Origin of the sequence: Planotetraspora thailandica (assembly GCF_016863335.1) — a bacterium.
GTDB classification, from domain to species: domain Bacteria; phylum Actinomycetota; class Actinomycetes; order Streptosporangiales; family Streptosporangiaceae; genus Planotetraspora; species Planotetraspora thailandica.
Genome location: NZ_BOOR01000024.1, coordinates 1 through 22,393 on the forward strand (window position 1 = coordinate 1; position 22,393 = coordinate 22,393).

The window sequence follows — 22,393 nt, forward strand, 5'->3', positions numbered from 1 at the left end:
CCCCGCCACTCGGCGGGTCAGGGCGACCTTCTCCTTCAGCAGCGGGGCGGCTGGAGCATCGATCGCCGGGTGCTGCTCGTCGTCGCGCGCCAAGTCCGACGCGTCGAAGACGACCTCGATGTCGTCGCGATCCTGAAGTGCGAGCATCTCCGAGTAGCTGTATGCGGCATCGGCGACGCCCCGGCGACCGACCACGACGACCTCGCGCACGTTGCTCGACCTCAGCGCCGCCAAGGCTTGATCGGCGATGTCGGTCCTGGCGAGCCGGTCGACATCGCCGGTGAGGATCCGGGCCACGTCCAGTGCCACGTTGCCGTTGCCGATGACGACGACCCGCTCGTGGGTGAGCTCGAACGAGCGATCGGCGACGCGCGGATCACCGTTGTACCAGGCCACGAACTCGCCTGCGCACTCGGCGAGGTCCCCGCCCGGGATCTGCAGCCGGTTCTCTCCGTTGGCGCCGGCCGCGTAACGACCGCGTGGTGGAAGCTCACCAGTTCCGCATGGGTGATGTGTCTCCCGACCTCCACACCGAGGTGCAGGCGCAGATTCGGATTGCCGGTGGTGAACGGGAAGACGGCCTCGACCAGCTTCGTCTGCGGATGGTCGGGCGCGATCCCGAAGCGGACCAGGCCGTACGGCGTCAGGTTACGCTCGTAGACATCGATCTGGACACCGGGAATCTTGAGCAGCTCCCGTGCCGCGTATCCGCCGGCGGCTCCGGCGCCCACAACGGCGACCCGAAGCCCGGGCTTGACCGTCGACGGGAGATCTGCCGCGACAGGTCCGACCCCGGCGTCGGCCGTCCGGTCGCCGCTGAAGTGTGCCCGCGCGAGGCTGATGTACGGCAGGAGTCCGGGGCTGAGCTCGTGGTCCGGGCGAATGGCATCGACCGGACACGCCGGCCGGCAGGCACCGCACTCGATGCAGCTGTCCGGGTCGATGAACAACATGTCCGCGTCGAGGAAGCCGCGCTCGGACGGAGTCGGGTGGATGCAGTCGACCGGGCAGACGTCGATACACGAGGCGTCGGCGCAGCAGCCTCCCGTGATCACATACGGCATTTGGTACTCCTTGTTCGTGACCCGGTCGGGCGGGCAGGCCCGGTCGGTGGGACGCGGCCCGGCGCGGGCGATGGCACGGTGGCCCGCCCGCACCAGGTCATGCGGCTTTCAGGTGAGCGGGCGGCGCGGGACCGGGATGGGCTCGCCGTTCTCGAAACGCCGGGTGATCCAGGCGATCCGCCGCTGATCGAGTGCGTCCAGGGCGTCCAGCGGGGACCGGGCCGATGCCGTGCATCCGGGGAGTTCCTCGTAGTCGAGCGTGCAGACCCACGCTCCATCCGGGTCCTGGGTGGCGGTCACGTCGATGACGTACGGAATCGCCAGGTAATGGGCCAGTTCCATCTGGGGTTCATTCCTCCTTGTCGGCCTGACTGCTTCTCCTCGGCTCAGGCCCCGCCGGAGATCGTGAGATCGAGCTCCGGGTGGCTTACCTCGGCCCGACGGAGCTCTTCGGTCGCTTCCATCCAGTCGGCGTCCTTGGGCAGGACGACTCCTCCTGCCCGCTGCTGGTAGACGCTGGGGTCGTCGACGCCCGGCGGTGTGGTGCCGTTCTCGGCGAGCGCCTTCGTGGCGGCGATCAGCCGGCGTCGCAGACGGATGACCGCCATGTCCGTCGTGCCCAGGTGCTCGATGGAGCGATCGAGGATCGGATCCATCTGCTCGGTCATCGCGAGGTCCTCGTGGACGAAGCCGGTGATGCCGGTGAAGGAGTCTCCGCGCCGCTGCGCTTCCCGGTCGATCAGGTAGTCGTTGCCGGCGTTCTTGGTCGACCGGAACCGGCCGAGCCAGTCGGTGGAGTTCGGCAGGAGCGGGGTCTGGTCGAGGAGCAGGCCCACGGTCTGACCCGGCGCGATGTAGGTGCCGGTGCCTTTCTTCAGGACCGCGTACTGCATGGTGTGGTGGTCGTCGAGTGGCACGGTCATCAGCGTCTCGACCTTGGCGCCCAGAACGCCGGTCGGGACCATCGCGTAGAACGGGAACAGGAACTGGGCGATCCGCCAGTAGTAGTGATCGTCGCCCACGGGCCGGTAGGCGCCGCAGATGTAGCCGTAGTCGGTGTCGCACACTTTGTAGCGCAGCGTCCGGTCCCTGGTGATGTGCTCGAGGAAGCTGCCGGGCGGAGCGTCCTCCGGCCGGATGTGGCCGGCGTGGAGGAAGCTCACGTGCACGGTGTCCAGTCCGCCCTCGACGATCTGTAGCCAGTTGCAGTTCACCATGAGTGGCAGGATCAGGCGCTCCTCCTCCGGCGTGTCCAGCGCCTCCAGAGCCGGCAGCGGCGGCGGCTCCGCGCGCGGGCCCAAGTAGGCCCAGACCACGCCGCCCTTCTCCACGCAGGGATATCCCGCCGGTTTGATCTTCTTCTTGAAGTCGCTTTCCGGCGGCTCATTGGGCATGTCGACGCACTTGCCGGTCACGTCGAACTTCCACCCGTGGTAGACGCAACGCAAACCGTTCTCCTCGTTCCGTCCGAGGAACAGCGGCGCACCGCGGTGCGGGCAGAGATGGCGAAGCAGACCCACCCGCCCGCTGGTGTCCCGGAACGCGACGAGCTTCTCGCCGAGGAGCATGAGCCGGACGGGGTCGGAGTCGCTGTCCGGGAGCTCGCTGGACAACAGCGCCGGCACCCAGTACTGGCGCATCAGCTCGCCCATCGGGGTACCCGGTCCCACCCGGGTGAGCAGTTGGTTGTCTTCTGTCGTGAGCATGTCGAACCGACTCCTTTCCAAGAGGTGCTCAGGATTTTGCGGCGGGTTTTCCGCAACGACAGGGATTCTTCCGATGAACGGAAGAATCCAGGAGTGGCCGCCGGCTCGCTCCTAACCTCCGGGCATGGCTGATTCATCTCTCGCGGCACCGGCCGCGCCTCGCCTCGACTTCGAAGCGGCACAGCCCGCCATCTATCGCGCTCAGCTGCGACTCGGACAGGCGGCCGGGGACGCCTTCAAGGCCAGCGGACTCCCCGAGGGGCTGTTCGACCTCGTGCAGCTGCGGGCCTCCCAGATCAACGGCTGCGCCTTCTGCCTGGACATGCACTCGAAGGACGCCCGGCACGCCGGTGAGCGGGAGGACCGGCTCTACCTGTTGAGCGCCTGGCGTGAGGCACCGCACTACACCGACGTCGAACGGGCGGCGCTGAGTCTCACCGAGGCCCTGACGCTGGTCTCCATCGATCAGGTGCCCGATGAGGTGTGGAACGCGGCAGCGAACGTTCTGAAGGAGGAGCAGCTCGCCGCCGTCATCGGCGCCGTGATCACGATCAACGGCTGGAACCGGATTGCGATCGCCACCCGAATGACGCCGGGCGAGTACCAGCCGACGTAGCCCGGGTGCCGGTCCCCCGGCGGAGGACCTGGGCCGTCAGGAGCGCCGCGGTGTGCGCGCTAGGCGCCGCCCGTCAGCCATTCCATGGTTCCGGACAGCCCCTTCCACGCCTGCTCGGCGTCGGGCGTACTGCCGTGGGGGGATCGGAACCACTCGACGAAGTCGGCCAGATCCTCAAGAGCCCACCGGAGGCGGTAGAAGGCGAGGGCGGAGGGATCCGGCGACCGGCCCGAGACCTCCGCGTACCACGCCAGATCGTCGGGCTCCGCCGCCACCAGCCACAGATCACGCTCTGGGGGCGCCAGGCCCACGGTGTCCCAGTCGACCAGCAGCGGACGGCCGTCCAGCCGCACCACGTTGCCGGGATGCGGCTCCCCGTGGGTGACGACGAGCTCAAGGCCGGCCAGTTCCCCCGCCCGCCGGTCGAATTCCTCCAGCCGCCGCCGGAAGGCGCGGAGGCCGTCACGCATGAGGGCTCTGGCGGGCTCGGCGTAGGGACCGCCCTGCCAGACGTCGCCGAGCCGCCGGAGAGTCTCCTCCAGGGGGCCCCGGGCCGACAGGTCAGGCGCGACGATGCGGGCCGAGGCCGGAGGCGCTGCCCGGTGCAGCTCGGCGAGCACCTCCAGGATGGAATCGCGCTCCCGCCCGGCAAGCTCCTGGCCGAATTCTCCGGACGTGCCGTCCACGAAGGGGAAGACGCTGACGGCATACCGATCACCGAGGGGGACCACGGTGTCGCCGCCGGCGGCCCGCACAGGCGCGACGACGAAGTCCAGCCCGCTGTCGCCCCGCAGCGAAACGGCGGTGTCCATGGCGCCGCGAAGGGCTCGGCGGGCCGCTTCCCCGTCTCGGCCGTAGGGGGCTTTGGACGGCAGATCGGCGACGGTGACAAACCATCGCCGGCTCCCGGCGTCGGCCGCCGTCCAATGATGGTCGCCGAAGCCGACCGGGGCGTACGTCAGTGAGACGACGTCGATGCCCCACTTCGCCAAAACCCGCTGCAGCGCCGATGCCCCGATGTCCGCTGGTTGGTCCTGCACACCGGCGACGCTAACCGATCACCTTCGGGCCGTGCACCACATAATCGTGCGGGGGTCAGCGCGTCGAGCCCACGTACTGCAGGGCTTCCAGGGCGAGATCGAGCCAGTTCTGCTCGGAGTCGGGGGCGAGGATCAGCCACTCCTTCATGAGACGCCCGCTCCCCGGGTCGAAGCGCTCCCCCTCTCCGCCGTCGGCGAGCGCGTCCACCCTCTGACGAGGCAGCTTCACGACCAGGCGACCTCGCACGAGCATGGCGAAGATCTTGTCGTCGACCTTGAGCCCGTTCGAGCCGAAGCCGGTGCCGGGAGTCGGCGGGGTGACGCCGGGGCGTTCCACGAGCTCGTCGACGACCGCCTCGAACCGCTCCTCAGGCGAGCCGCTCACCATGGGCCTCCTCACGGGACCATCGGGCGACGAAATAGCCGACGCCGTACGGGGCGTCATCGTAGAGCGGCTCACCGACGAAATCGGCTGCCGCAGCCGCTCCCGCCAGCACCTGGAAGGCGGCCCTTCCGCCGACCCAGAGCTCCTCGGCCTCCGAGGGATCCAACTGCGCCAGGAATCCGCCGTCGGCGTCCGCCAGGGCCCGTCCGAGCGAGGCGTCGTACGGCACGGCCAGCGGATGCAGGTAACCCGGCGACTTCTCGGTCAGCTTCGCTGAGCCGTCCCCCATGGCGAGGACGGCGACATCGTCAGCGGCCGCGGCGACCTCCCGGCCGAGCGCCGCACAGTCGTCCGGGGAGGCGTCCGCGGCGACGGCCTCGAACCTCAAAGGAGGCAGGTCTTCTGCGGGGAAGGCCGTTTCGAGCAGCCATCTGGCGACGGTCAACGACAGCGGCAGCACGGGAGTCCCCTCACCCACACGTACGTCGACACCCCATGGGCTCATGGTCCCGGCCGCATTGCCGGGATACGTGGCGGAGTGCTCGGCCGTCCCCACAACGACGAGAAGGCGGGGTTTGCTCGCGAGAAGGGAGCGGATGGCCACAGTGCATGCCGAGCGGAGGGCATCGAGCTCGGGGGCGGCCGCTCCGGCGAGCTCCGGCACGATCAGCGGAGGATGCGGGCAGACGGCAGCAGCGACCAGCACCCGCCCACCCTATATGTGCCAAGTTCAGCGACACGCGCACCGCCGGCCCAAACCCCTAGTCGTGATCATGCAGAAGTTCGCCGACACGCACACCGACCAGCCCTAAACCCTGGCCGTGATCATGCAGAAGTTCGGGATCACCTCGTTCCACCTGGCAATACCCACTTCGTGATCATGCAGAATTTCGCCGACCCATGCGCCGACCTGGCGTTTTGCCGTCCGTGATCACGCAAGTCGGCACAGATTGCATGATCACGAATATCGTCTGCCCAGCTCGCGAGCCGGTGGTCCGAACTTCTGCATGATCACGAAAAGCGAACCCGCAGGCCAGAGGCGATGAACACGAAGTTCTGCATGATCACGGCGTGGGTCTGGCCCGGTCGGCGGGCATGTCGCCGAACTTCTGCATGATCACGCGCAGAGGGGGTGATCGCGACATGGGGGTATCGGGGGTGCGGGAATTCGGGAATCGCGGGCACGGGGCGTGGGTGACCGAGCAGACTGGGAGCGATAACAAAACGGTCGCGCAATAATCACGGAAGAATTACGACATTGTCGGACTTTTCCAGCTCTCCCCGGCCCGACCATGGGCAACGCCGCCGCACCGGCCTGGCCCTGATCGCCGTCATGGGCATCGTCGCCCTCGCCGGGCTGGGCATCGGCATGGCCTCGGCGCATCCTGACGACGCCGGCATCGTTCTGGGCAGACCCAGTCCGTCGAAAAGCCTGGCGATCCCGCCCGCCGCCCACTACCGCCCGGCTCTCCCCACGAGCCTTCCGAGCGTGACGAGCCCGGCTCCTCCGCCCACGCCCACGCCGAGCCCGTCGGCGAGCCCTTCCGCCACCTGGGAACCCGGCCTCCTGGCGGGGCTGGCTCCGGGCTCACGGACCGGCACGCCACATCGGAACGGCGGCCATCCGGGCCAGGAGCGCAGGCGGCCGATCCTGCCGATCCCCGCCCTTCCCCCGCGCGCGCCCGCCACGACTCCGCGTGCTGCCGCCACGACCCCGCGACCCGAGACGCCGCGGCCTCCCCGGCAGGCCGAGCCGGTCGATGCGCCCAAAGCCGCGACCGCCCAGGCACCTCGAGCACAGGACGGCAGGCGTGCACCAGGCCCGGAGCGTGTGCCCGACCCGTGCGCCACCTGGGACGGTTTCAAGCGCGACTACTGCTACCAGGTCGTCGACAGCCTGACCCGCGGCAACTAGTGCGCCGGCACCGCGCAACCGTCCTGCACGGGCTCCTGCGCGGGAGGACGCCCGATGGTGGGCATCCCCAGGCTGACGGCGTTGCCGGTGGAGGGACGGCCCTGCCGCGCTTCCCATGCGTCGCCCGCACGCGTACGGCGGACGCCCATCACCTTGTCGGCGACCAGGTGGTGGGGAGCGGCGTAGGTGACCTCCGCGGTGACCATGTCTCCAGGGCGTGCGTCGACGGCGGCCAGGTGCACCAGGCGGCTGTCGGGCGCGCGGCCGGACAGCCGGTGCGTCGCGTCGTCCTTGCGCCCCTCGCCTTCGGCGATCAGCACTTCGAGCGTCCGGCCGACCTGCCGCTTGTTCTCCTCCCAGGCGATCTCCTCCTGGAGGGCGATCAGCCGCTCGTACCGCTCCTGCACGACGGCCTTCGGCACCTGGCCGTCCATGGTCGCCGCCGGGGTGCCCGGGCGGATCGAGTACTGGAAGGTGAAGGCGTTGGCGAAGCGGGCCTGCCGTACGACGTCGAGCGTCTGCTGGAAGTCCTCCTCGGTCTCGCCGGGGAAGCCGACGATGATGTCGGTGGAGATCGCGGCGTCGGGCATCGCGGCGCGTACCCGCTCGATGATGCCGAGGTAGCGGTCGGATCGGTACGACCGGCGCATGGCCTTCAGCACCCGGTCGGAGCCCGACTGGAGCGGCATGTGCAGCTGGTGCATGACGTTGGGCGTCTCGGCCATGGCGGCGATCACGTCGTCGGAGAAGGCCGCCGGGTGCGGGGAGGTGAAGCGGACCCGCTCCAGCCCGTCGATGCCGCCGCAGGCCCGCAGCAGCTTGCCGAAGGCCAGCCGGTCGCCGAATTCGACGCCATAGGTGTTGACGTTCTGCCCGAGGAGGGTGACCTCCAGGACACCCTGGTCGACGAGCGTGCGGATCTCGTTGAGCACGTCGCCGGGGCGGCGGTCCTTCTCCTTGCCGCGCAGCGACGGCACGATGCAGAACGTGCACGTGTTGTTGCAGCCGACCGAGATGGCCACCCAGGCCGCGTAGGCCGACTCCCGCTTGGTCGGAAGCGTGGACGGGAACGTCTCCAGGGATTCCTTGATCTCGACCTGGGCCTCTTCGGCGATGCGCGCCCGCTCGAGCAGCACCGGCAGCGAGCCGATGTTGTGCGTGCCGAACACGACGTCCACCCAGGGCGCCCTGCGGACGATCTCCCCCTGGTCCTTCTGCGCGAGGCATCCTCCGACCGCGATCTGCATGCCCTCGCGGGCCATCTTGATCGGCCTCAGGTGGCCGAGGTTGCCGTACAGCCGGTTGTCGGCGTTCTCGCGCACGGCGCATGTGTTGAACACGACCACATCCGCCGTCTCCCCCTCGGGGGCACGGATATATCCGGCCTCCTCCAGCAGCCCGGACAGCCGCTCGGAGTCGTGCACGTTCATCTGGCAGCCGTAGGTCCGCACCTCGTACGTCCGGGTCGCGACCTCGGTGTCCTGAGTGGTAACAGTCATCGCATTACAAGGTTAGGCTCTCGGCCGCCCCTCCCCGTACGGCGGGCAGATCTATGAATCCCCACATTCCGGCTGCAACCTTCGCTGTGCGCGAAAGTGCGCGGGCTGTGATCGGATCGGTACCGGCGGATTAGTGACTTGACGAGATTGACACCCCTACGTTGTTGACCATGACCGAGGCGGGTGGCTCCTCCCCACTAGTCAAGCTGGAGGCAGTGAACAAGCACTTCGGCGCCCTCCATGTGCTGAAGGACATCGACCTGAGCGTGGCGCGCGGCGAAGTGGTCGTCGTGATCGGACCGTCCGGCGGTGGCAAGTCGACGTTATGCCGCACGATCAACCGCCTGGAGACCATCGACACCGGCAGCATCACCTTCGACGACCAGAGGCTTCCGGAAGAGGGCAAGGCCCTCGCGAAGCTGAGGTCCGAGGTCGGCATGGTGTTCCAGTCGTTCAACCTGTTCTCCCATAAAACGATCATGGAGAACGTCACTCTCGGCCCGATCAAGGTGCGGGGGGTGTCCCGGCAGCAGGCCGAGCAGCGCGGCCTGGAACTGCTCGAACGGGTCGGCATCGCCTCTCAGGCGGCCAAATATCCGGCGCAGTTGTCCGGAGGCCAGCAGCAGCGGGTCGCGATCGCCAGAGCGCTCGCCATGGACCCCAAGATGATTCTTTTCGACGAGCCGACCTCGGCGCTGGACCCGGAGATGGTCCAGGAGGTGCTGGACGTCATGATCGGCCTCGCCCGCGACGGCATGACGATGCTGGTCGTCACCCACGAGATGGGCTTCGCCCGGCGGGCGGCCAACCGGGTCGTCTTCATGGCCGACGGCCAGATCGTCGAGCAGGGCGACCCCGACGAGTTCTTCACCACACCCAGAACCGATCGAGCACGGGATTTCCTGTCCAAGATTCTCACGCACTGATCACATATGTGCCGGTCCTGACCCGGCCCGGCGAAGGGGAGAGAAGGGCAGCATGCGACTACGCAGAATCGGGGCAGTTTTCGCGGTCGCGGGAATGTCCGCGGGCCTTGCGGCGTGTGGAGGCGACACGACCTACGCCACCGTCGCCGACAAGATCAAGGAAGGCAAGCAGGTCGTCATCGGCACCAAGTGGGACCAGCCGGCGCTCGGCCTGAAGAAGGGCGCCGAGCCGGAGGGCTTCGACGTCGACGTGGCGAAGTACGTCGTCAAGGAGCTCGCCGGAGGCGCCGACGTCGACATCACGTGGAAGGAGTCGGCCTCCTCCAACCGGGAGGCGTTCCTGGCCAACGGCACCGTCGACATCATCTTCGCGTCCTACTCGATCACCGACAGCCGCAAGCAGAAGGTCACCTTCGGCGGGCCGTACGTCGTGGCCCACCAGGACGTGATGGTGCGCGGCGACGACGCGGCGATCACCAAGCCGACCGATCTGGCGGGCAAGCGGATCTGCCAGGCCGCGGGATCCAACTCCTACAAGCGGATCACCGACCCGCCGCCGGACGGCGAGCTCGACCTCGACGCCGAGCTGGTCGGCGCCGCCAACTACTCGGAGTGCGTGGCCAAGCTCGGCGGCAACAACCTCGACGCGGTCACGACCGACGACCTCATCCTCGCCGGGTTCGCCTCCCAGACGGGAGGCAACTTCAAGATCCTCGGCCAGCCGTTCACCGACGAGAAGTACGGCGTGGGCCTGAAGAAGGGCGACACGAAGACCTGTGAGGCCGTGAACGCGGCGATCACCAAGATGTACCAGGACGGCACCGCGCAGCAGCTGTTCGCCAAGTGGTTCGGCAAGGCCCAGGGCCTCAAGGCCCCGACTGCCGCCCCCGCGTTCGAGCCCTGCGCCTGACCCCTTCTGAGGCCGACACCCGACGGCGGCCGGTGACTTTTCGCCGGCCGCCGCCGCCCCGTGGTGGAGCACGATGGATGATCTGATCAAGTACGCGCCGGACCTGGCGGCGGGTTTCCTGGTGAATGTGAAGCTGTCGCTGGTGAGCAGCGTGTTGGCGCTGATCCTCGGCACGGTCCTGGTGTCGATGCGCGTCTCGCCGACGCCGGTCCTGCGGGCCGCGGGCACCGTCTACGTGAACGTCGTGCGGAACACGCCGCTCACGCTGGTCCTTGCCTTCAGCGCCCTGGGCCTGAGCGACACCCTCGGCCTCACCTTCTCCGAGGAGCCGTCGACCAACGGTTTCTGGCTCGTGGTGCTCGGCCTGTCCGCCTACACCGCGACCTTCGTCGCGGAGGCGCTGCGCGCGGGCATCAACACGGTGCCCCTAGGGCAGGCGGAGGCGGCCCGGGCCATCGGGCTCACCTTCCTCCAGTCCCTCCGGATGATCATCCTGCCCCAGGCGTTCCGCGCCGTCGTCGGCCCGCTCGGCAGCGTGATCATCGCGATGATAAAGAACACCACGGTGGCGGTCGCCGCCGGTTACCTGGCGGAGTCGGCGTTCGTAATGAAGGACACCTTCGACGACACCGGTGTGTCGATCCCCATCTTCATCGGGCTGGCCCTCGCCTTCATGGCGATCACCCTTCCGGTCGGGTTCTTCACCGGCTGGCTCTCGCGCCGCCTGGCGGTGGTCCGATGACTTCCTCCGTCCTGTTCGACGTCCCCGGCCCGCGCGCCCGGCTGCGCAACCACGCGCTGACCGTCGTCGGCGTGCTCGGCGTCGCCGCGGTGGTCTACTACGTCTACACCGGCTTCGACGAGAAGGGGCAGTGGGACGGCAAGATCTGGGAACCGTTCACCCAGGCGAGCACCTGGACCGACTACATCATCCCCGGCCTGCTCGGCACGCTGAAGGCGGCCGGTCTCGGCGCGGTGTGCGCACTGGTCTTCGGCGCGGTCTTCGGCCTGGCGCGGCTCTCCGACCATCGCTGGATCAGGATTCCGGCGGGCGCCGTCGTGGAGACCTTCCGCGCGATCCCGCTCCTTCTGCTGATCTTCTTCCTCTTCTATCTCGCGCCCAGCGCCTTCGGCAGCGGCGACTACACCCTGCCCGCACTGGTCGCGGGCCTGACCCTCTACAACGGGTCGGTGCTCGCCGAGGTGGTCAAGGCCGGCGTGCTGTCGGTCCCCAAGGGGCAGTCGGAGGCCGCCTACGCGATCGGCCTGCGCAAGGGCGGCGTGATGCGGCTGGTCCTGCTGCCCCAGGCCGTCACCGCGATGATGCCGGCCATCGTGAGCCAGCTCGTCGTGCTGCTGAAGGACACCGCGCTGGGCTACATCATCGCCTACGAGGACCTGCTGAACTACGGCTTCAAGATCATCCCAGCGGTCTTCTTCGGCTCTCTCGTGCCCGCGGCGATCGTCATCGGCGTCATCTACATCGGCCTCAACATGGCGCTCAGCGCCGTGGCGACGTGGCTGGAGAGGCGCAGCAGGCGAAGCCGCAAAACCTCCGCGCAGCCGGTCATCCCCCTGGGGAGCATCGAGTCCAGCGTGGGCGGAGTGTGACATCACCTTCGGCCCGGGGCCACCCGGCCGAGGGCATTTCATTGACGGACCTTGCCGTTTCGCTCCTCGACGCCCGCCGTACGGCACCTCGATATTGAGCGGGTGTGGCGTGGTGTTGCCCTCGTGGCGAGCCTGGTGGCCCCGTTGCTCGCGGGATGCGGCATGGACGGCGGGACCCTGGTCATCGGCGTGCGCACAGGCGAGCCGGGGCTGGTGACCCGCCTCCCCGACGGCCGCCTGTCCGGCTTCGACATCGCGGTCGCCACCTACGTCGCCCGTGAACTCGGCTACCGCGACGACCAGATCAGCTACACCGGCGACCCGGCCCAGGCCGACATCGTCATCGGCGCATACGACTCCCCCGGCACCGGCGGGCACCCCGCCGCCCGCCCCGCCGCCCACGTCGCGGGCCCCTATCTCGTGACGACCACCGACATCCTCGTACGGGCGCAGGACCTGTCGATCAGCGGTGCCCGCGACCTCGTGCAAAAGCGCGTCTGCGCCACGGGCGAGTCGTCCAAGCCGCTCGTCGACCGCTTCGGGAAGAAGTGGCGCGACGTGTTCCTCGCCCGGGCCAACGTGCCGGCCGCCTGCGCGCCCCTGCTGGCCGACGGCAGGACCGACGCGCTCGTGGCCGACGCGCCCGTCCTGGCCGGCCTGGAGGCGCAGTATCCCGGCCGGTTCCGGTTCAGCGGCAAACCCCTGGTCGCCCGGAAGTACGGCATAGCCACCAGCTCGGACGGCATGCGCGACCGGGTCAACGACGCGCTGCGGCATATGTTCGACGACGGCACCTGGAGGAAGGCACTGATCGACTACCTCGGCGTGCTCGCCACCCGCTACACCTCTCCCCCGGCGCTCGGGTCTCCTCCGGCACGCGAAAAGGGCTAACCGCACGCCGTACGCACCCGCGATCCGGCAGGATGCGGTCATGCCCCCCGTGACGCCCGAAGGCCCCGGGGTCAGGGCGCCCTACAGTCCCTGGCCCTCCCCGATCTCCACCACCGACGTCGCCCGATCCGGCCTGGCTCTCGGCTTCCCGACGGTCCAGGGCGAAGAGGTCTGGTGGGAGGAGAGCAGGCCCGCCGAGGGCGGGCGCCGGACGGTCGTGCACCGAGCGGCCGACGGGGCCCGCCGCGACCTTCTGCCCCCGCCGTGGGACGCGCGCACCCGCGTGCACGAGTACGGCGGGCGTGCCTACGCCGTCGTCCCCGGCCGCGGCGTCGTCTTCGCGAACTTCGCCGACCAGCGGCTCCACCTCGCCGAGGGCGACCTGGAGCCCCGGCCGATCAGTCCCGAGCCCGACCAGCCGTCCGGGCTTCGGTACGCCGACCTGCTCATCCACGACGGCCCCGCCGGGACCGAGGTCTGGTGCGTACAGGAGCGCCACCACCGCGACGGCAAGGTCAGCCGCTCGATCGTGTCCATCGCGCTGCCACCCGCCGGTTCGCGAACACACGAGCCCGAGGTGATCGAGCGGGTGAGCGGGGCCGACTTCTACGCCTCGCCGGCGCTCTCTCCCGACGGCGAGCATCTCGCCTACATCTGCTGGAACCATCCACGCATGCCGTGGACCGGCACAGAGCTGCGGATCGCCGGCATCGCCGACGGCACATCGTGGACGGTCAAGGGCGGCGTCTCCGAGGCGGTGCTCGCACCGCAATGGCGGGACGACCGCAACCTCTACCTCGTCTCGGACTGGTCGGGCTGGTGGAACATCTACCAGATCGGCCTGTTCGGCACCTCGTCGCAGGCTCTCTTCCCTGCCGAGGAGGAGTTCGCCGGGCCGCTGTGGCAGCTCGGCGGCCTGCCGTACACCGTGCTCGGCGACGGGCGACTCGCGGTCGTGCACGGGCAGGGCGACACGCGGCTCGGCATCCTCGACCCGGACACGGGCTCGCTGACCGACGTGGACGTCCCCTACGAGGGGTGGCTGCCCGCGCTCAGCACCGACGGAAACGTGCTGGCCGGCATCGCGTACGGCTCCCGCACCCCGCGCTCGGTCGTACGGGTCGACCTGGTGACCGGCAGGGTCGAGGGGCTGCGCCGGGACGTGCCGGAGTTGCCCGACATCGCCTATCTGCCCACCCCAAAGCCCGTCGAGATCGAGGGCGGCCTGGGTCGCCGGGTGCACGCCTACCTCTATCCGCCGACCAATCCCGAGCACACGGCCGACGGGCCGTCGCCGTACGTGATCTTCGTGCACGGTGGCCCGACCTCGCACGCGACGACCGCGCTCAGCCTGGACAAGGCGTTCTTCACCAGCCGCGGCATCGGCGTGCTCGACGTCAACTACGGCGGCTCCACCGGGTACGGCCGCGCCTACCGGGATCGGCTGCGCGGCCAGTGGGGCGTCGCCGACGTCGAGGACACCGTCGCGGCGGCCCGGTGGCTCGCCGCCGAAGGGCTCGCCGACCCGGCGCGCATCGCCGTACGCGGAGAGAGCGCGGGCGGGTGGACGGTCATGGCATCCTGCTGCGCCTCCGACGTGTTCGCCGGCGGCGTCGCGGTCGCAGGCGTCAGCGCGCTCGGGCCGCTCGTGGCGGCCACCCACGACTTCGAGTCGCGCTATGTGGAGTGGCTGGTCGGCCCCGAGCCCCTGTACGGCTCCCGCGAACCGCTGTCACGCGCCGACGAGGTCGACTGCCCGATGTTGCTCATGCAGGGGCTCGCCGACCCCGTGGTGCCGCCGGCCCAGTCGCGAGCGTTCGCCGACCGGCTGACGGCCCGTGACGTGCCGTGCACCTACCTCACGTTCGAGGGCGAGGCCCACGGATTCCGGCGCCTGGAGACCAGGACCGCCGCCCTCGCCGCCGAGCTGGCGTTCTACCTGCAGATCTTCCGGCCGGGCGGGTGACCTACCGGGCGAACTCGGTGGCGCGCGACTCGCGGACCACGGTGATCCGGATCTGGCCGGGGTAGGTCAGCTCCTCCTCGACCTGCTTGGCGACGTCGCGCGCGATCACCTGGGCCTGGATGTCGTCCACGGAGTCGGGACGGACCATCACCCTGATCTCGCGGCCGGCCTGCATGGCGAAGACCTTGTCGACCCCCTCGTAGGACTGGGCGATCTCCTCAAGCCGCTCCAGCCTCTTCACGTAGGCCTCCAGCGACTCGCGCCGGGCGCCGGGGCGGCTTCCGCTGATCGCGTCGGCGGCCTGGGTGAGCACCGCCTCGACCGTGCGGACCTCCACCTCGTTGTGGTGCGCCTCGATGGCGTGGACGACGTCTTCGTGCTCGCCGTACCGCCGGGCGATCTCCGCGCCGATGATGGCGTGGCTGCCCTCGACCTCGTGGGTGAGCGCCTTGCCGATGTCGTGGAGGAGGGCACCGCGCTTGACCACGTCGCGGTCGACCCTGAGCTCGGAGGCCATGATGCCGGCAAGGTGCGCCGACTCGATCAGGTGCTTGAGCACGTTCTGCCCGTAGGAGGTGCGGTAGCGAAGCTGCCCCAGCAGAGTGATCAGCTCGGGGTGCATCTCGGTGATGCCGATCTCGACCAGGGCGTCCTCACCGGCCCGGACACACAGCTCCCTGACCTCGGCCTTGCTTCGCTCGTAGGCCTCCTCGATGCGCTGGGGATGGATGCGGCCGTCGAGCACGAGCCGCTCCAGAGTGAGCCGCGCCGTCTCCCGCCGCACGGGGTCGAAGCAGGACAGCAGCACGGCCTCAGGGGTGTCGTCGATGATGAGGTTGACGCCGGTCGTCGACTCGAACGCGCGGATGTTGCGGCCCTCACGGCCGATGATGCGGCCCTTCATCTCGTCGCCGGGGAGGTGCAGGACGCTCACGACCGACTCGGCCGTCTGCTCGGTCGCGACCCGCTGGACGGCCAGCGTCACGATCTTGGAGGCGCGCTTCTCGCCTTCCTTGCGGGCCTCGCCCTCGATCTCCCTGACGATGAGCGCGGCCTCCCGCTTGGCCTGGTTCTCGATCTCCTTGACCAGCTCGGCCTTGGCCTGATCGGCGGTGAGCCCGGCGACCCGCTCCAGGACCTGCCGGCGCTTGTCGGCGACCCGGTCGAGCTCCTCCCTGCGGTCGGCCAGCTCGGTCTCGGTCTCGGCCAGCTTGCGCGCCCGCTCGGCCTGCCGCCGCGCCTCCTCGTCCAGCCTCTGCTCGCGCTCGCCGAGCCGGTTCTCCCGCCGTTCGAGGTCGGAGCGCAACTCCTTGAGCTCCGACTTGAGGATGCGGGACTCCTCCTCGACCTCCTTGCGTGTCACCGCGGCGCCCTCGGCGACCGATTCCGATCTCTTCAGGATCTCCTGGGCGTCGTGCTCGGCCTTGATGCGGATCTCCTCGGCCTCCTGCCGCGCCCGCGCCAGCTCGTCACCGATTTCGGCCTTGATCTCGGCCTGCTCTTCGGGCGACGGTCCTGACGACGCCTTGACAGCGCCGTTCGTCCGGCGGACCGCTACGAGGAGCGCGGCGATCGCCACGAGAGCCAGCAACACCACCGCAACCGCCAGAACGATCACGATCGTATTCATGCTCGCCCACCTCTCTCGCCTCGGCCTTCTCGGCTAGCGAGGGGTTACACGCGCAGCACAGCACCACCCGGTGGCGCCACCAGGACAAATATGGTCGCGATACCCGGGCGCCCGGCAGGGTGCCCGATGTGGCCCGAGGGCTCGTCTAACTCTCTTGTCCGTCGTTCACCGTTATGGCAAATCCGCGCTGTGCGGAGTAACTCCTCACTGCGGTCGAGATTAAGCGTCAGAGAGGTAACGGGCAAGCAAAGGCGGTCTGTCAAGTCACTTTGATCCGGAGTTCTTGGTCATCCGAATTCCCCGGGAAGGTCGTCCGTGTCGATGCTCTCGCCCATGCTCTCGTCCATGCCTTCGGACTCGAGAGCCTCGCGAACCACGCGGAATGCCAGGCCAGGCCCATAGCCCTTGCGCGCGAGCATGCCGACCAGCCTGCGTGTGCGCGCCTTGGGGTCCGCACCGCGGGTCGAGGCCAGCTTCCTCGCCACGAGAGCACGCGCCGTCTCGATCTCCTGCTCCGGGTCGAGGCCGTTGACTGCGTCCTTGACGGTCTCCTCGTCGACACCTCGATGTCGCAACTCCTGGGCGAGCGCCCGCCGCGCCAGCCCCCGCCCCGCGTGCCGGGAGCTGACCCAGGCGGCGGCGAACGCCTCGTCGTCGATGAGCCCCACCTCGGAGAAACGCTCGAGCACGGCTTGAGCCGCCTCCTCGGGCACCTCCCGCTTGCGCAAAGCCTCGGCGAGCTGGGCCCGGGTCTTCGGGGCCATGGTCAGCAGGCGCAGGCAGATCGCCCTGGCCACTGCCTCCGGATCGGCGTCGGGCCCCTGGCTCGCCGGCGCATCCTCCTGAGGTCCGTCGGGCAGCCAGCCCTGCCTCCGGCGCCTGCCCCGCCGCCCGTCCCTGGCCGGCCGGCCCTCTCCGTCCCGCCGTCCGTCTCCGTCGAGGGGCCCGTAACCCTCCTGGAGTTCGCCGCCGTCCAGACGCCCGTAATCGTCATCGTGGCTGCTGCTGTCGAGGCGCCCGTCCGCGTCACGGCGTCCGCCGCGGCGCCGACGCTCTCCACGCCGCGTGCCGCTGCGCGCCCCGTGAGCGGCGCTGTCGGCCACGCCACCGGCGGCCCCGGCCTCCTGGAGTCGAATGCGCTCCCGGAGGCCCTCAAGCGTCTCAGCGGCCTCACGAGAGGCCTTTCCGGACATGTGAGGGCGCTCGTCGTCCCACGGGCCGGAGTTCCAGTCCCCCGGCCCGAGCGCGTGCCCCCCGGTCCGCTCTTCGGGACCGGGGTCCCCGTCATGGTTCACAGCGGGGATCAGACGTCACCAGGCTTGGGGGCGGTGGACTTGGCGCCCTTGCCCGACGCCGGAGCCGCCGCGGGAACCGCCGCTACCGGCTCGCTGGGGGTGTCCAGGCGCGGGCCGACCCCGAGCTTCTCCTTGATCTTCTTCTCGATCTCGTTGGCGATGTCGGGGTTGTTCTTCAGGAAGTTGCGGGCGTTCTCCTTGCCCTGGCCCAGTTGGTCGCCCTCGTAGGTGTACCAGGCGCCCGCCTTGCGGACGAACCCGTGCTCGACGCCCATGTCGATGAGGCCGCCCTCGCGGGAGATGCCGATGCCGTACAGGATGTCGAAGTCGGCCTGGCGGAAGGGCGGGGCCATCTTGTTCTTGACGACCTTCACCCGGGTGCGGTTTCCGACGGGCTCGGTGCCGTCCTTGAGGGTCTCGATGCGCCGCACGTCGAGGCGGACCGACGCGTAGAACTTCAGCGCCTTGCCACCCGTGGTGGTCTCGGGCGAGCCGAACATGACGCCGATCTTCTCGCGAAGCTGGTTGATGAAGATCGCGGTGGTCCTGGTCTGGTTGAGCGCGCCCGCGACCTTGCGGAGGGCCTGCGACATCAGGCGGGCCTGGAGACCGACGTGGCTGTCGCCCATCTCGCCCTCGATCTCGGCCTTGGGCACCAGGGCCGCCACTGAGTCGATGACGATGATGTCGACCGCGCCCGAGCGGATCAGCATGTCGGCGATCTCGAGGGCCTGCTCACCGGTGTCGGGCTGCGAGACGAGCAGCGCGTCCACGTCGACGCCGAGCTTCTTCGCATACTCGGGGTCGAGGGCGTGCTCGGCGTCGATGAAGGCCGCGATCCCGCCGCTTCGCTGGGCGTTGGCCACCGCGTGCAGCGAGACCGTGGTCTTACCGCTGCTCTCAGGGCCGTAGACCTCCACGATCCGGCCGCGGGGGTAGCCGCCGATGCCGAGGGCGACGTCAAGGGCGATCGCTCCGGTCGGGATCACCTCGACCGGGGCACGCGCGTCGTCCCCGAGGCGCATGACGGAGCCCTTGCCGAACTGCCGCTCGATCTGTGCGAGGGCGGTCTCAAGGGCCTTCTCGCGGTCGTTGATTGCCATTGGGTGCCCCCTGGGAGGGTCGTCGTCTGCTCGGTCACCGGAAAGCTACGGGGTGCCACCGACATTTTTCGAGGCTTTCGTGTCACGTCTCAGAAAGACCTCTCCGGCTGCCACGCCCCGGGCGGCGGCCACTTCAATATAGCCGAACGACTGTTCGATCACATCTCGAACGTGCCGTTCCGTCCCTCAGGTCCCACCTGATCATGAGGGCGGAGCCCCCGGCCCCGCCCTCATGATCGCCGTCCGGTACGGGAGCCCTATCGCAGGGCCTCCGCCAGCTTGACCCGCGCGCCCGTGCGCAGCACGGCCCTGTTGTAGACGCGGGCCCCTGCCAGCAGCACGGCGACGACCGCCACGACCATGAGCCCGGCCGACAGGGCGATCTCGGCCACCGGCACCTCTGTAGCCGCCGAGCGCACCGGCATGACCATCGAGGAGAACGGCGGCACAATCGACAGCACCCGCGCGAGCGTGCCCATGGGCTCGACGGCCGCGAAATAGGCCACCAGGTAGGTGAGGGTCATCAGCGTCGTCATCGGGGTGAGCACGCTGTTGAGCTCCTCCTGGCGGGAGACCAGCGACCCGAAGGCCGCGGCCAGCGCGGAGAAGAAGGCGTAGCCGAGCACGAACCACAGCACCGTGCCGATCACGATGCCGGTCATGCCGGGCGGCAGGTCGGCGACCAGCCCCGTCGCCGAGGCGGCGGCCAGGCCGGCTCCGATGACGACACCCAGGTTGATCAGGCCGAGCGTCCCCAGGCCGACGATCTTCCCGCCGAACAGCTGCCAGGGGCGCACGGCGGCGAGCAGGATCTCGACGATCCGGCTGCTCTTCTCCTCGACGACGCCCATCGCGACGTACATGGCCGAGTAGATGAGCAGGAAGAACAGCACCATCACCAGGAGGGTCGCGATTCCGGTGCGCACGCCCTCATACTGCGCGTCCGCGCCGGTCTCCACCTGGAGCGGCGTGATCACGAGCCCGGACGACTTGATCTTGGCCTCGCGGTGGGCGTTCTCCAGGAGCAGCCCGAGCCGCTGGTCCAGCTCGCCCTCGCTCACGATCTTCCGGTCGTCGATGAGCGCTGCGTCGGCGTCGCCGCCGGCGAGCGCGGCACGGGCGGCCGCCTCGTCGGGATAAGGCGTGAAGGCGATGTTCTCCACGGCCGCAGGCGTGGGGCCGACCACGGCGACCTTGTAGGTGTCGGGCCCGGACAGGAACTTCGGCACGAAGGCCAGGCCCACCACCAGCAGCGCGCTGACCGCCAGGCTGATGATGAAGCTCCTCGTCCTGATCCGGGTGCGGATCTCCCGCCCTGCGACGAGCAACAGCGTGTTCATGCCACGGCCTCCCTGAAGATCTCCGCAAGAGTGGGCCGCTGCCGGCCGAACTGCTCCACCGTTCCCGCCCGCACGGCCGTACGGAGGATCTCCTGGTCGTCGCCGTCCTCGACGGTGAGCACGTCGCGTCCGCCGTCGGTGGTGACCTGCCCCCGGAGGCCGTCGGCCCACCCCGGGGCGGCGCCGCGCACGACGACCTTCAGCACAGAGCGCCCCTCGGAGTCCCGCAGCTCGTCGACCGGGCCGGAGGCCACCATGCGGCCGGCCGAGATGATGCCCACCGAGTCACAGAGCCGCTCGACGAGGTCGAGCTGGTGGCTCGAGAAGATCACGGGAACTCCGGAGGCGGACCTGTCCTTGAGCACCTCGGCCAGCGCGTCGACCGCCAGCGGGTCCAGGCCGGAGAACGGCTCGTCCAGCACCAGCACCGACGGGGAGTGCACGAGCGCGACCGCGAGCTGCACCCGCTGCTGATTGCCCAGGGACAACGCCTCGACCGCGGAGGCGCGCCGCTCGGTGAGGCCGAGCCGTTCGATCAGCTCGGCGGTGGCCGCGCGGGCCGCGGTCGCGCTCATCCCGTGGAGCCTGCTGAAGTACTCGATCTGGTCGGCGACGTTCATCTTCTGGTACAGGCCGCGCTCTTCCGGCATGTAGCCGAATCGGCGGCGGTCCTCTCCGGTCAGGGCCCGGCCCTCGATGCGGACCTCGCCCGAGTCGGCCTGGAGCACGCCCATGACGATCCGCATCGTCGTCGTCTTCCCTGCGCCGTTCGCCCCGACGAAGCCGAACATCTCGCCCGGCTGTACGGCGAAGCCGACGCCGTCGAGCGCCACCTTGTCGCCGAAGCGTTTACGCAGGTCCTGCACCTCAAGCATGGGGGGTTCCTCCGGTGATCCGTCTGAGCACTTCCATGTAGGCGCCGAACGCCGTCCGGCCCCGTTCTGTCAGGGAGAGCCAGGTGCGCGCGCGCTTGCCGACGAAGGTCTTCTCGACGCGCACGTATCCGGCCTCTTCGAGCGTGAGGATGTGTTTTGACAGCAGGGAGTCGCTGACCTCGATCGTGTCGCGCAGGAAGCGGAAGTCGGCCCTCTCCGCCGCCGCGAGCGCCGCCATGATCGACAGCCTGACGGGAGCGTGGATGATCTCGTCCAGTTCGTGACGCGGGTGCGTGCTCATCGGCGTGCCCGAATCCACCAGGCGGCATAGATCAGGGGAAGCCCCGCGATAACGGAGATCACGACGAGGGCCGCGATCCAGCCGACCGCCAGCGGGTGAGGCAGGACGAACGCGCCGAAGAGGAACACGGCCATCGTGGACACGACGTACGCCGCGGTCACGAGGCCGTTGATCCGGGCCACGAGGCGGTCGTGCACGCGGATCCTGGCCCAGTAGACGCAGGACGCGACGGTCAGCACGATCCACGCGCCGCCCGCGGCTACCGGCACCCATCCCGTGCCCAGGAACATGGCCGGCCAGTAGACCATCGTGCACAGGCCCATGATCAGAAACAGCAGCGCGACCCCGCGCGCGGATCGCCGCACATGCCGGTCCAGCCGGTCGATTTCTCTGAGTGCCTGGTCGGGAGAGAGTCTTCCGTCGGCGTTCATGGGGTTCCTCCGCGCTCAACTGCTCAACACGCTAACAAGCACTCAACCCGCGTTCAAGTGGATGAGCGTGCGAATAGAACCCTTTCCCGAAAGGGAGGGTCAGCGGAGCCTGGAGTCGACGTCCACGACCTGGCAGACGGCGTGCCAGACCTGCTTGGCGGAAATGCCGTCGGCCAGCGCCTGCTCTACGGTCCGCCCGCCGAGGTCGGCGATGACGTAGTCCTTCGCCCACGATTCCGCGTACGGCTCGCCGAAGTGGCGGTGCATCCGGTTCCAGAAGTCCGTGAGGCGCATGGCTTCCAGTATGGCCCCGGTTTCCGGACCCCCGGGTCGCCCGGCGGGCGCCCGGCCGCCTGGTCGGAGCGCCCGGGAGCGCGTCACATCACGCGGAAGCCGTACATCTCGCCGAGCGGGTCGGCGAGCAGTTCCAGCCGCGCGCCGTCGGGGTCGCGGAAGTAGATCGAGGCGTCGCTCTCCACCTGGTACGGCACGCCGGCCGCGTCGAGCTTGGCCCGCAGGCGCTCCCAGTCGGCCCGTTCGACGGAGATCGCGATGTGGTGGAGACCGCCGAGGACCTCCTGGTAGGGCCCGAGGTCGAGCCCCGGCAGGTCGAAGAACGCCAGCAGGTTGCCGTTGCCGATGTCGAAGAAGAAGTGGTTGGAGCCCTTGTAGTCGCGGTTTTCGAAGATCTCCGTGAGGGGGAACTCCAGCAGCTCGTGGTAGAAGCGGATCGTGCGCTCGACGTCGGACGAGATCAGCGCGAAGTGGTGCAACCCCCGCGCGCTGCTGGGGGGACGGTCGTCGCTGATGTAACGCTCGCGGATGCGTGCGCGCTCCGCCTCGATGGCCGCGTAGTCGATTTCCATAGATAGATGATGATTCAACCAAG

23 protein-coding genes and 2 pseudogenes are annotated in these 22,393 nt (G+C 69.2%); 8 read left to right on the plus strand and 17 right to left on the minus strand.

All coding sequences use genetic code 11. The features are described 5' to 3' along the window. The 4 genes and pseudogenes from Pth03_RS41525 to Pth03_RS17070 form a co-directional block, all read right to left on the minus strand. Nucleotides 1–396: pseudogene (locus Pth03_RS41525) on the minus strand (hypothetical protein); the annotation flags it as partial. 488 nt (nucleotides 397–884) lie between these two features. Beyond that, nucleotides 885–1,064 (minus strand): annotated as a pseudogene (locus Pth03_RS42365) (4Fe-4S dicluster domain-containing protein); the annotation flags it as partial. Nucleotides 1,065–1,172: 108 nt separating this feature from the next. After that, nucleotides 1,173–1,406 (minus strand): type II toxin-antitoxin system HicB family antitoxin, encoded by a 234-nt coding sequence (locus Pth03_RS17065; protein ID WP_203945274.1) that lies wholly within the window; start codon nucleotides 1,404–1,406, stop codon nucleotides 1,173–1,175. Between the two features lie 44 nt (nucleotides 1,407–1,450). Continuing rightward, nucleotides 1,451–2,770: a Rieske 2Fe-2S domain-containing protein gene (locus Pth03_RS17070; protein WP_203945275.1), complete on the minus strand. Its 1,320-nt coding sequence runs from the start codon at nucleotides 2,768–2,770 to the stop codon at nucleotides 1,451–1,453. Nucleotides 2,771–2,894: 124 nt separating this feature from the next. On the opposite strand from Pth03_RS17070, the gene Pth03_RS17075 reads away from it, so the two are divergent. Next, nucleotides 2,895–3,386 (plus strand): carboxymuconolactone decarboxylase family protein, encoded by a 492-nt coding sequence (locus tag Pth03_RS17075; protein ID WP_203945276.1) that lies wholly within the window; start codon nucleotides 2,895–2,897, stop codon nucleotides 3,384–3,386. A gap of 59 nt (nucleotides 3,387–3,445) precedes the next feature. Here the strand turns inward: Pth03_RS17075 and Pth03_RS17080 are convergent, their stop codons facing one another. From Pth03_RS17080 to Pth03_RS17090, 3 genes are read right to left on the minus strand one after another with little or no spacing between them, the layout of a single operon-like run. Next, nucleotides 3,446–4,426, minus strand: coding sequence for a phosphotransferase (locus tag Pth03_RS17080; RefSeq protein WP_239119109.1), 981 nt, complete (start codon nucleotides 4,424–4,426; stop codon nucleotides 3,446–3,448). A gap of 55 nt (nucleotides 4,427–4,481) precedes the next feature. After that, nucleotides 4,482–4,811 carry a hypothetical protein gene (locus tag Pth03_RS17085; RefSeq protein ID WP_203945277.1) on the minus strand — a complete coding sequence of 110 codons (330 nt, stop codon included), beginning with the start codon at nucleotides 4,809–4,811 and terminating at the stop codon, nucleotides 4,482–4,484. Beyond that, on the minus strand, nucleotides 4,795–5,517 hold the full coding sequence (locus Pth03_RS17090) for a class III extradiol ring-cleavage dioxygenase family protein (RefSeq protein ID WP_203945278.1): 723 nt from the start codon (nucleotides 5,515–5,517) through the stop codon (nucleotides 4,795–4,797). The genes Pth03_RS17085 and Pth03_RS17090 overlap by 17 nt, the downstream gene beginning before the upstream one ends. 552 nt (nucleotides 5,518–6,069) lie before the next feature. Between Pth03_RS17090 and Pth03_RS17095 the strand changes: the two genes are divergently transcribed. Further along, entirely contained in the window at nucleotides 6,070–6,726 is a 657-nt protein-coding gene (locus Pth03_RS17095; RefSeq protein WP_203945279.1) for a hypothetical protein, read from the plus strand. Here Pth03_RS17095 and miaB read toward each other — a convergent pair. Further along, complete coding sequence (gene miaB / locus Pth03_RS17100) at nucleotides 6,723–8,225, minus strand: tRNA (N6-isopentenyl adenosine(37)-C2)-methylthiotransferase MiaB (RefSeq protein WP_203945280.1); 1,503 nt, start codon at nucleotides 8,223–8,225, stop codon at nucleotides 6,723–6,725. The two genes, Pth03_RS17095 and miaB, sit on opposite strands and share 4 nt — an antisense overlap. 170 nt (nucleotides 8,226–8,395) lie before the next feature. On the opposite strand from miaB, the gene Pth03_RS17105 reads away from it, so the two are divergent. The 6 genes from Pth03_RS17105 to Pth03_RS17130 all read left to right on the plus strand — a co-directional run bounded on the left by Pth03_RS17105 (nucleotide 8,396) and on the right by Pth03_RS17130 (nucleotide 14,529). Beyond that, a complete protein-coding gene (locus tag Pth03_RS17105) occupies nucleotides 8,396–9,151 on the plus strand; it encodes an amino acid ABC transporter ATP-binding protein (RefSeq protein ID WP_203945281.1) in 756 nt (251 codons plus the stop codon). Between the two features lie 52 nt (nucleotides 9,152–9,203). Beyond that, nucleotides 9,204–10,061 carry a glutamate ABC transporter substrate-binding protein gene (locus Pth03_RS17110; protein WP_203945282.1) on the plus strand — a complete coding sequence of 286 codons (858 nt, stop codon included), beginning with the start codon at nucleotides 9,204–9,206 and terminating at the stop codon, nucleotides 10,059–10,061. A 73-nt stretch (nucleotides 10,062–10,134) separates the two neighbouring features. Next, nucleotides 10,135–10,803, plus strand: a complete 669-nt coding sequence (locus tag Pth03_RS17115; RefSeq protein ID WP_203945283.1) for an amino acid ABC transporter permease — start codon at nucleotides 10,135–10,137, stop codon at nucleotides 10,801–10,803. Continuing rightward, nucleotides 10,800–11,672, plus strand: coding sequence for an amino acid ABC transporter permease (locus Pth03_RS17120; RefSeq protein ID WP_203945284.1), 873 nt, complete (start codon nucleotides 10,800–10,802; stop codon nucleotides 11,670–11,672). Before Pth03_RS17115 ends, Pth03_RS17120 begins: the two co-directional genes overlap by 4 nt. Nucleotides 11,673–11,723: 51 nt before the next feature. Continuing rightward, nucleotides 11,724–12,563 carry a transporter substrate-binding domain-containing protein gene (locus Pth03_RS17125; protein WP_203945285.1) on the plus strand — a complete coding sequence of 280 codons (840 nt, stop codon included), beginning with the start codon at nucleotides 11,724–11,726 and terminating at the stop codon, nucleotides 12,561–12,563. Nucleotides 12,564–12,603: 40 nt separating this feature from the next. Beyond that, complete coding sequence (locus tag Pth03_RS17130; RefSeq protein WP_203945286.1) at nucleotides 12,604–14,529, plus strand: S9 family peptidase; 1,926 nt, start codon at nucleotides 12,604–12,606, stop codon at nucleotides 14,527–14,529. Nucleotide 14,530: 1 nt separating this feature from the next. Here Pth03_RS17130 and rny read toward each other — a convergent pair whose 3' ends face one another. The 9 genes from rny to Pth03_RS17175 form a co-directional block, all read right to left on the minus strand. Further along, on the minus strand, nucleotides 14,531–16,159 hold the full coding sequence (gene rny / locus Pth03_RS17135) for a ribonuclease Y (RefSeq protein ID WP_203945287.1): 1,629 nt from the start codon (nucleotides 16,157–16,159) through the stop codon (nucleotides 14,531–14,533). A 287-nt stretch (nucleotides 16,160–16,446) separates the two neighbouring features. Further along, entirely contained in the window at nucleotides 16,447–17,019 is a 573-nt protein-coding gene (recX, locus tag Pth03_RS17140) for a recombination regulator RecX (protein WP_239119121.1), read from the minus strand. 443 nt (nucleotides 17,020–17,462) lie between these two features. Next, entirely contained in the window at nucleotides 17,463–18,557 is a 1,095-nt protein-coding gene (recA, locus tag Pth03_RS17145; RefSeq protein WP_203945288.1) for a recombinase RecA, read from the minus strand. A gap of 257 nt (nucleotides 18,558–18,814) precedes the next feature. Continuing rightward, nucleotides 18,815–19,897 (minus strand): ABC transporter permease, encoded by a 1,083-nt coding sequence (locus tag Pth03_RS17150; protein ID WP_203945289.1) that lies wholly within the window; start codon nucleotides 19,895–19,897, stop codon nucleotides 18,815–18,817. Beyond that, a complete protein-coding gene (locus Pth03_RS17155) occupies nucleotides 19,894–20,772 on the minus strand; it encodes an ABC transporter ATP-binding protein (protein WP_203945290.1) in 879 nt (292 codons plus the stop codon). The genes Pth03_RS17150 and Pth03_RS17155 overlap by 4 nt, the downstream gene beginning before the upstream one ends. Then, complete coding sequence (locus Pth03_RS17160; RefSeq protein WP_203945291.1) at nucleotides 20,765–21,073, minus strand: winged helix-turn-helix domain-containing protein; 309 nt, start codon at nucleotides 21,071–21,073, stop codon at nucleotides 20,765–20,767. Before Pth03_RS17160 ends, Pth03_RS17155 begins: the two co-directional genes overlap by 8 nt. Continuing rightward, nucleotides 21,070–21,504, minus strand: coding sequence for a hypothetical protein (locus tag Pth03_RS17165; RefSeq protein WP_203945292.1), 435 nt, complete (start codon nucleotides 21,502–21,504; stop codon nucleotides 21,070–21,072). Before Pth03_RS17165 ends, Pth03_RS17160 begins: the two co-directional genes overlap by 4 nt. 99 nt (nucleotides 21,505–21,603) lie before the next feature. Then, nucleotides 21,604–21,798: a DUF3046 domain-containing protein gene (locus Pth03_RS17170; RefSeq protein WP_203945293.1), complete on the minus strand. Its 195-nt coding sequence runs from the start codon at nucleotides 21,796–21,798 to the stop codon at nucleotides 21,604–21,606. An 83-nt stretch (nucleotides 21,799–21,881) separates the two neighbouring features. Then, nucleotides 21,882–22,370 (minus strand): VOC family protein, encoded by a 489-nt coding sequence (locus tag Pth03_RS17175; RefSeq protein WP_203945294.1) that lies wholly within the window; start codon nucleotides 22,368–22,370, stop codon nucleotides 21,882–21,884. Between the last annotated feature and the right edge of the window lie 23 nt (nucleotides 22,371–22,393).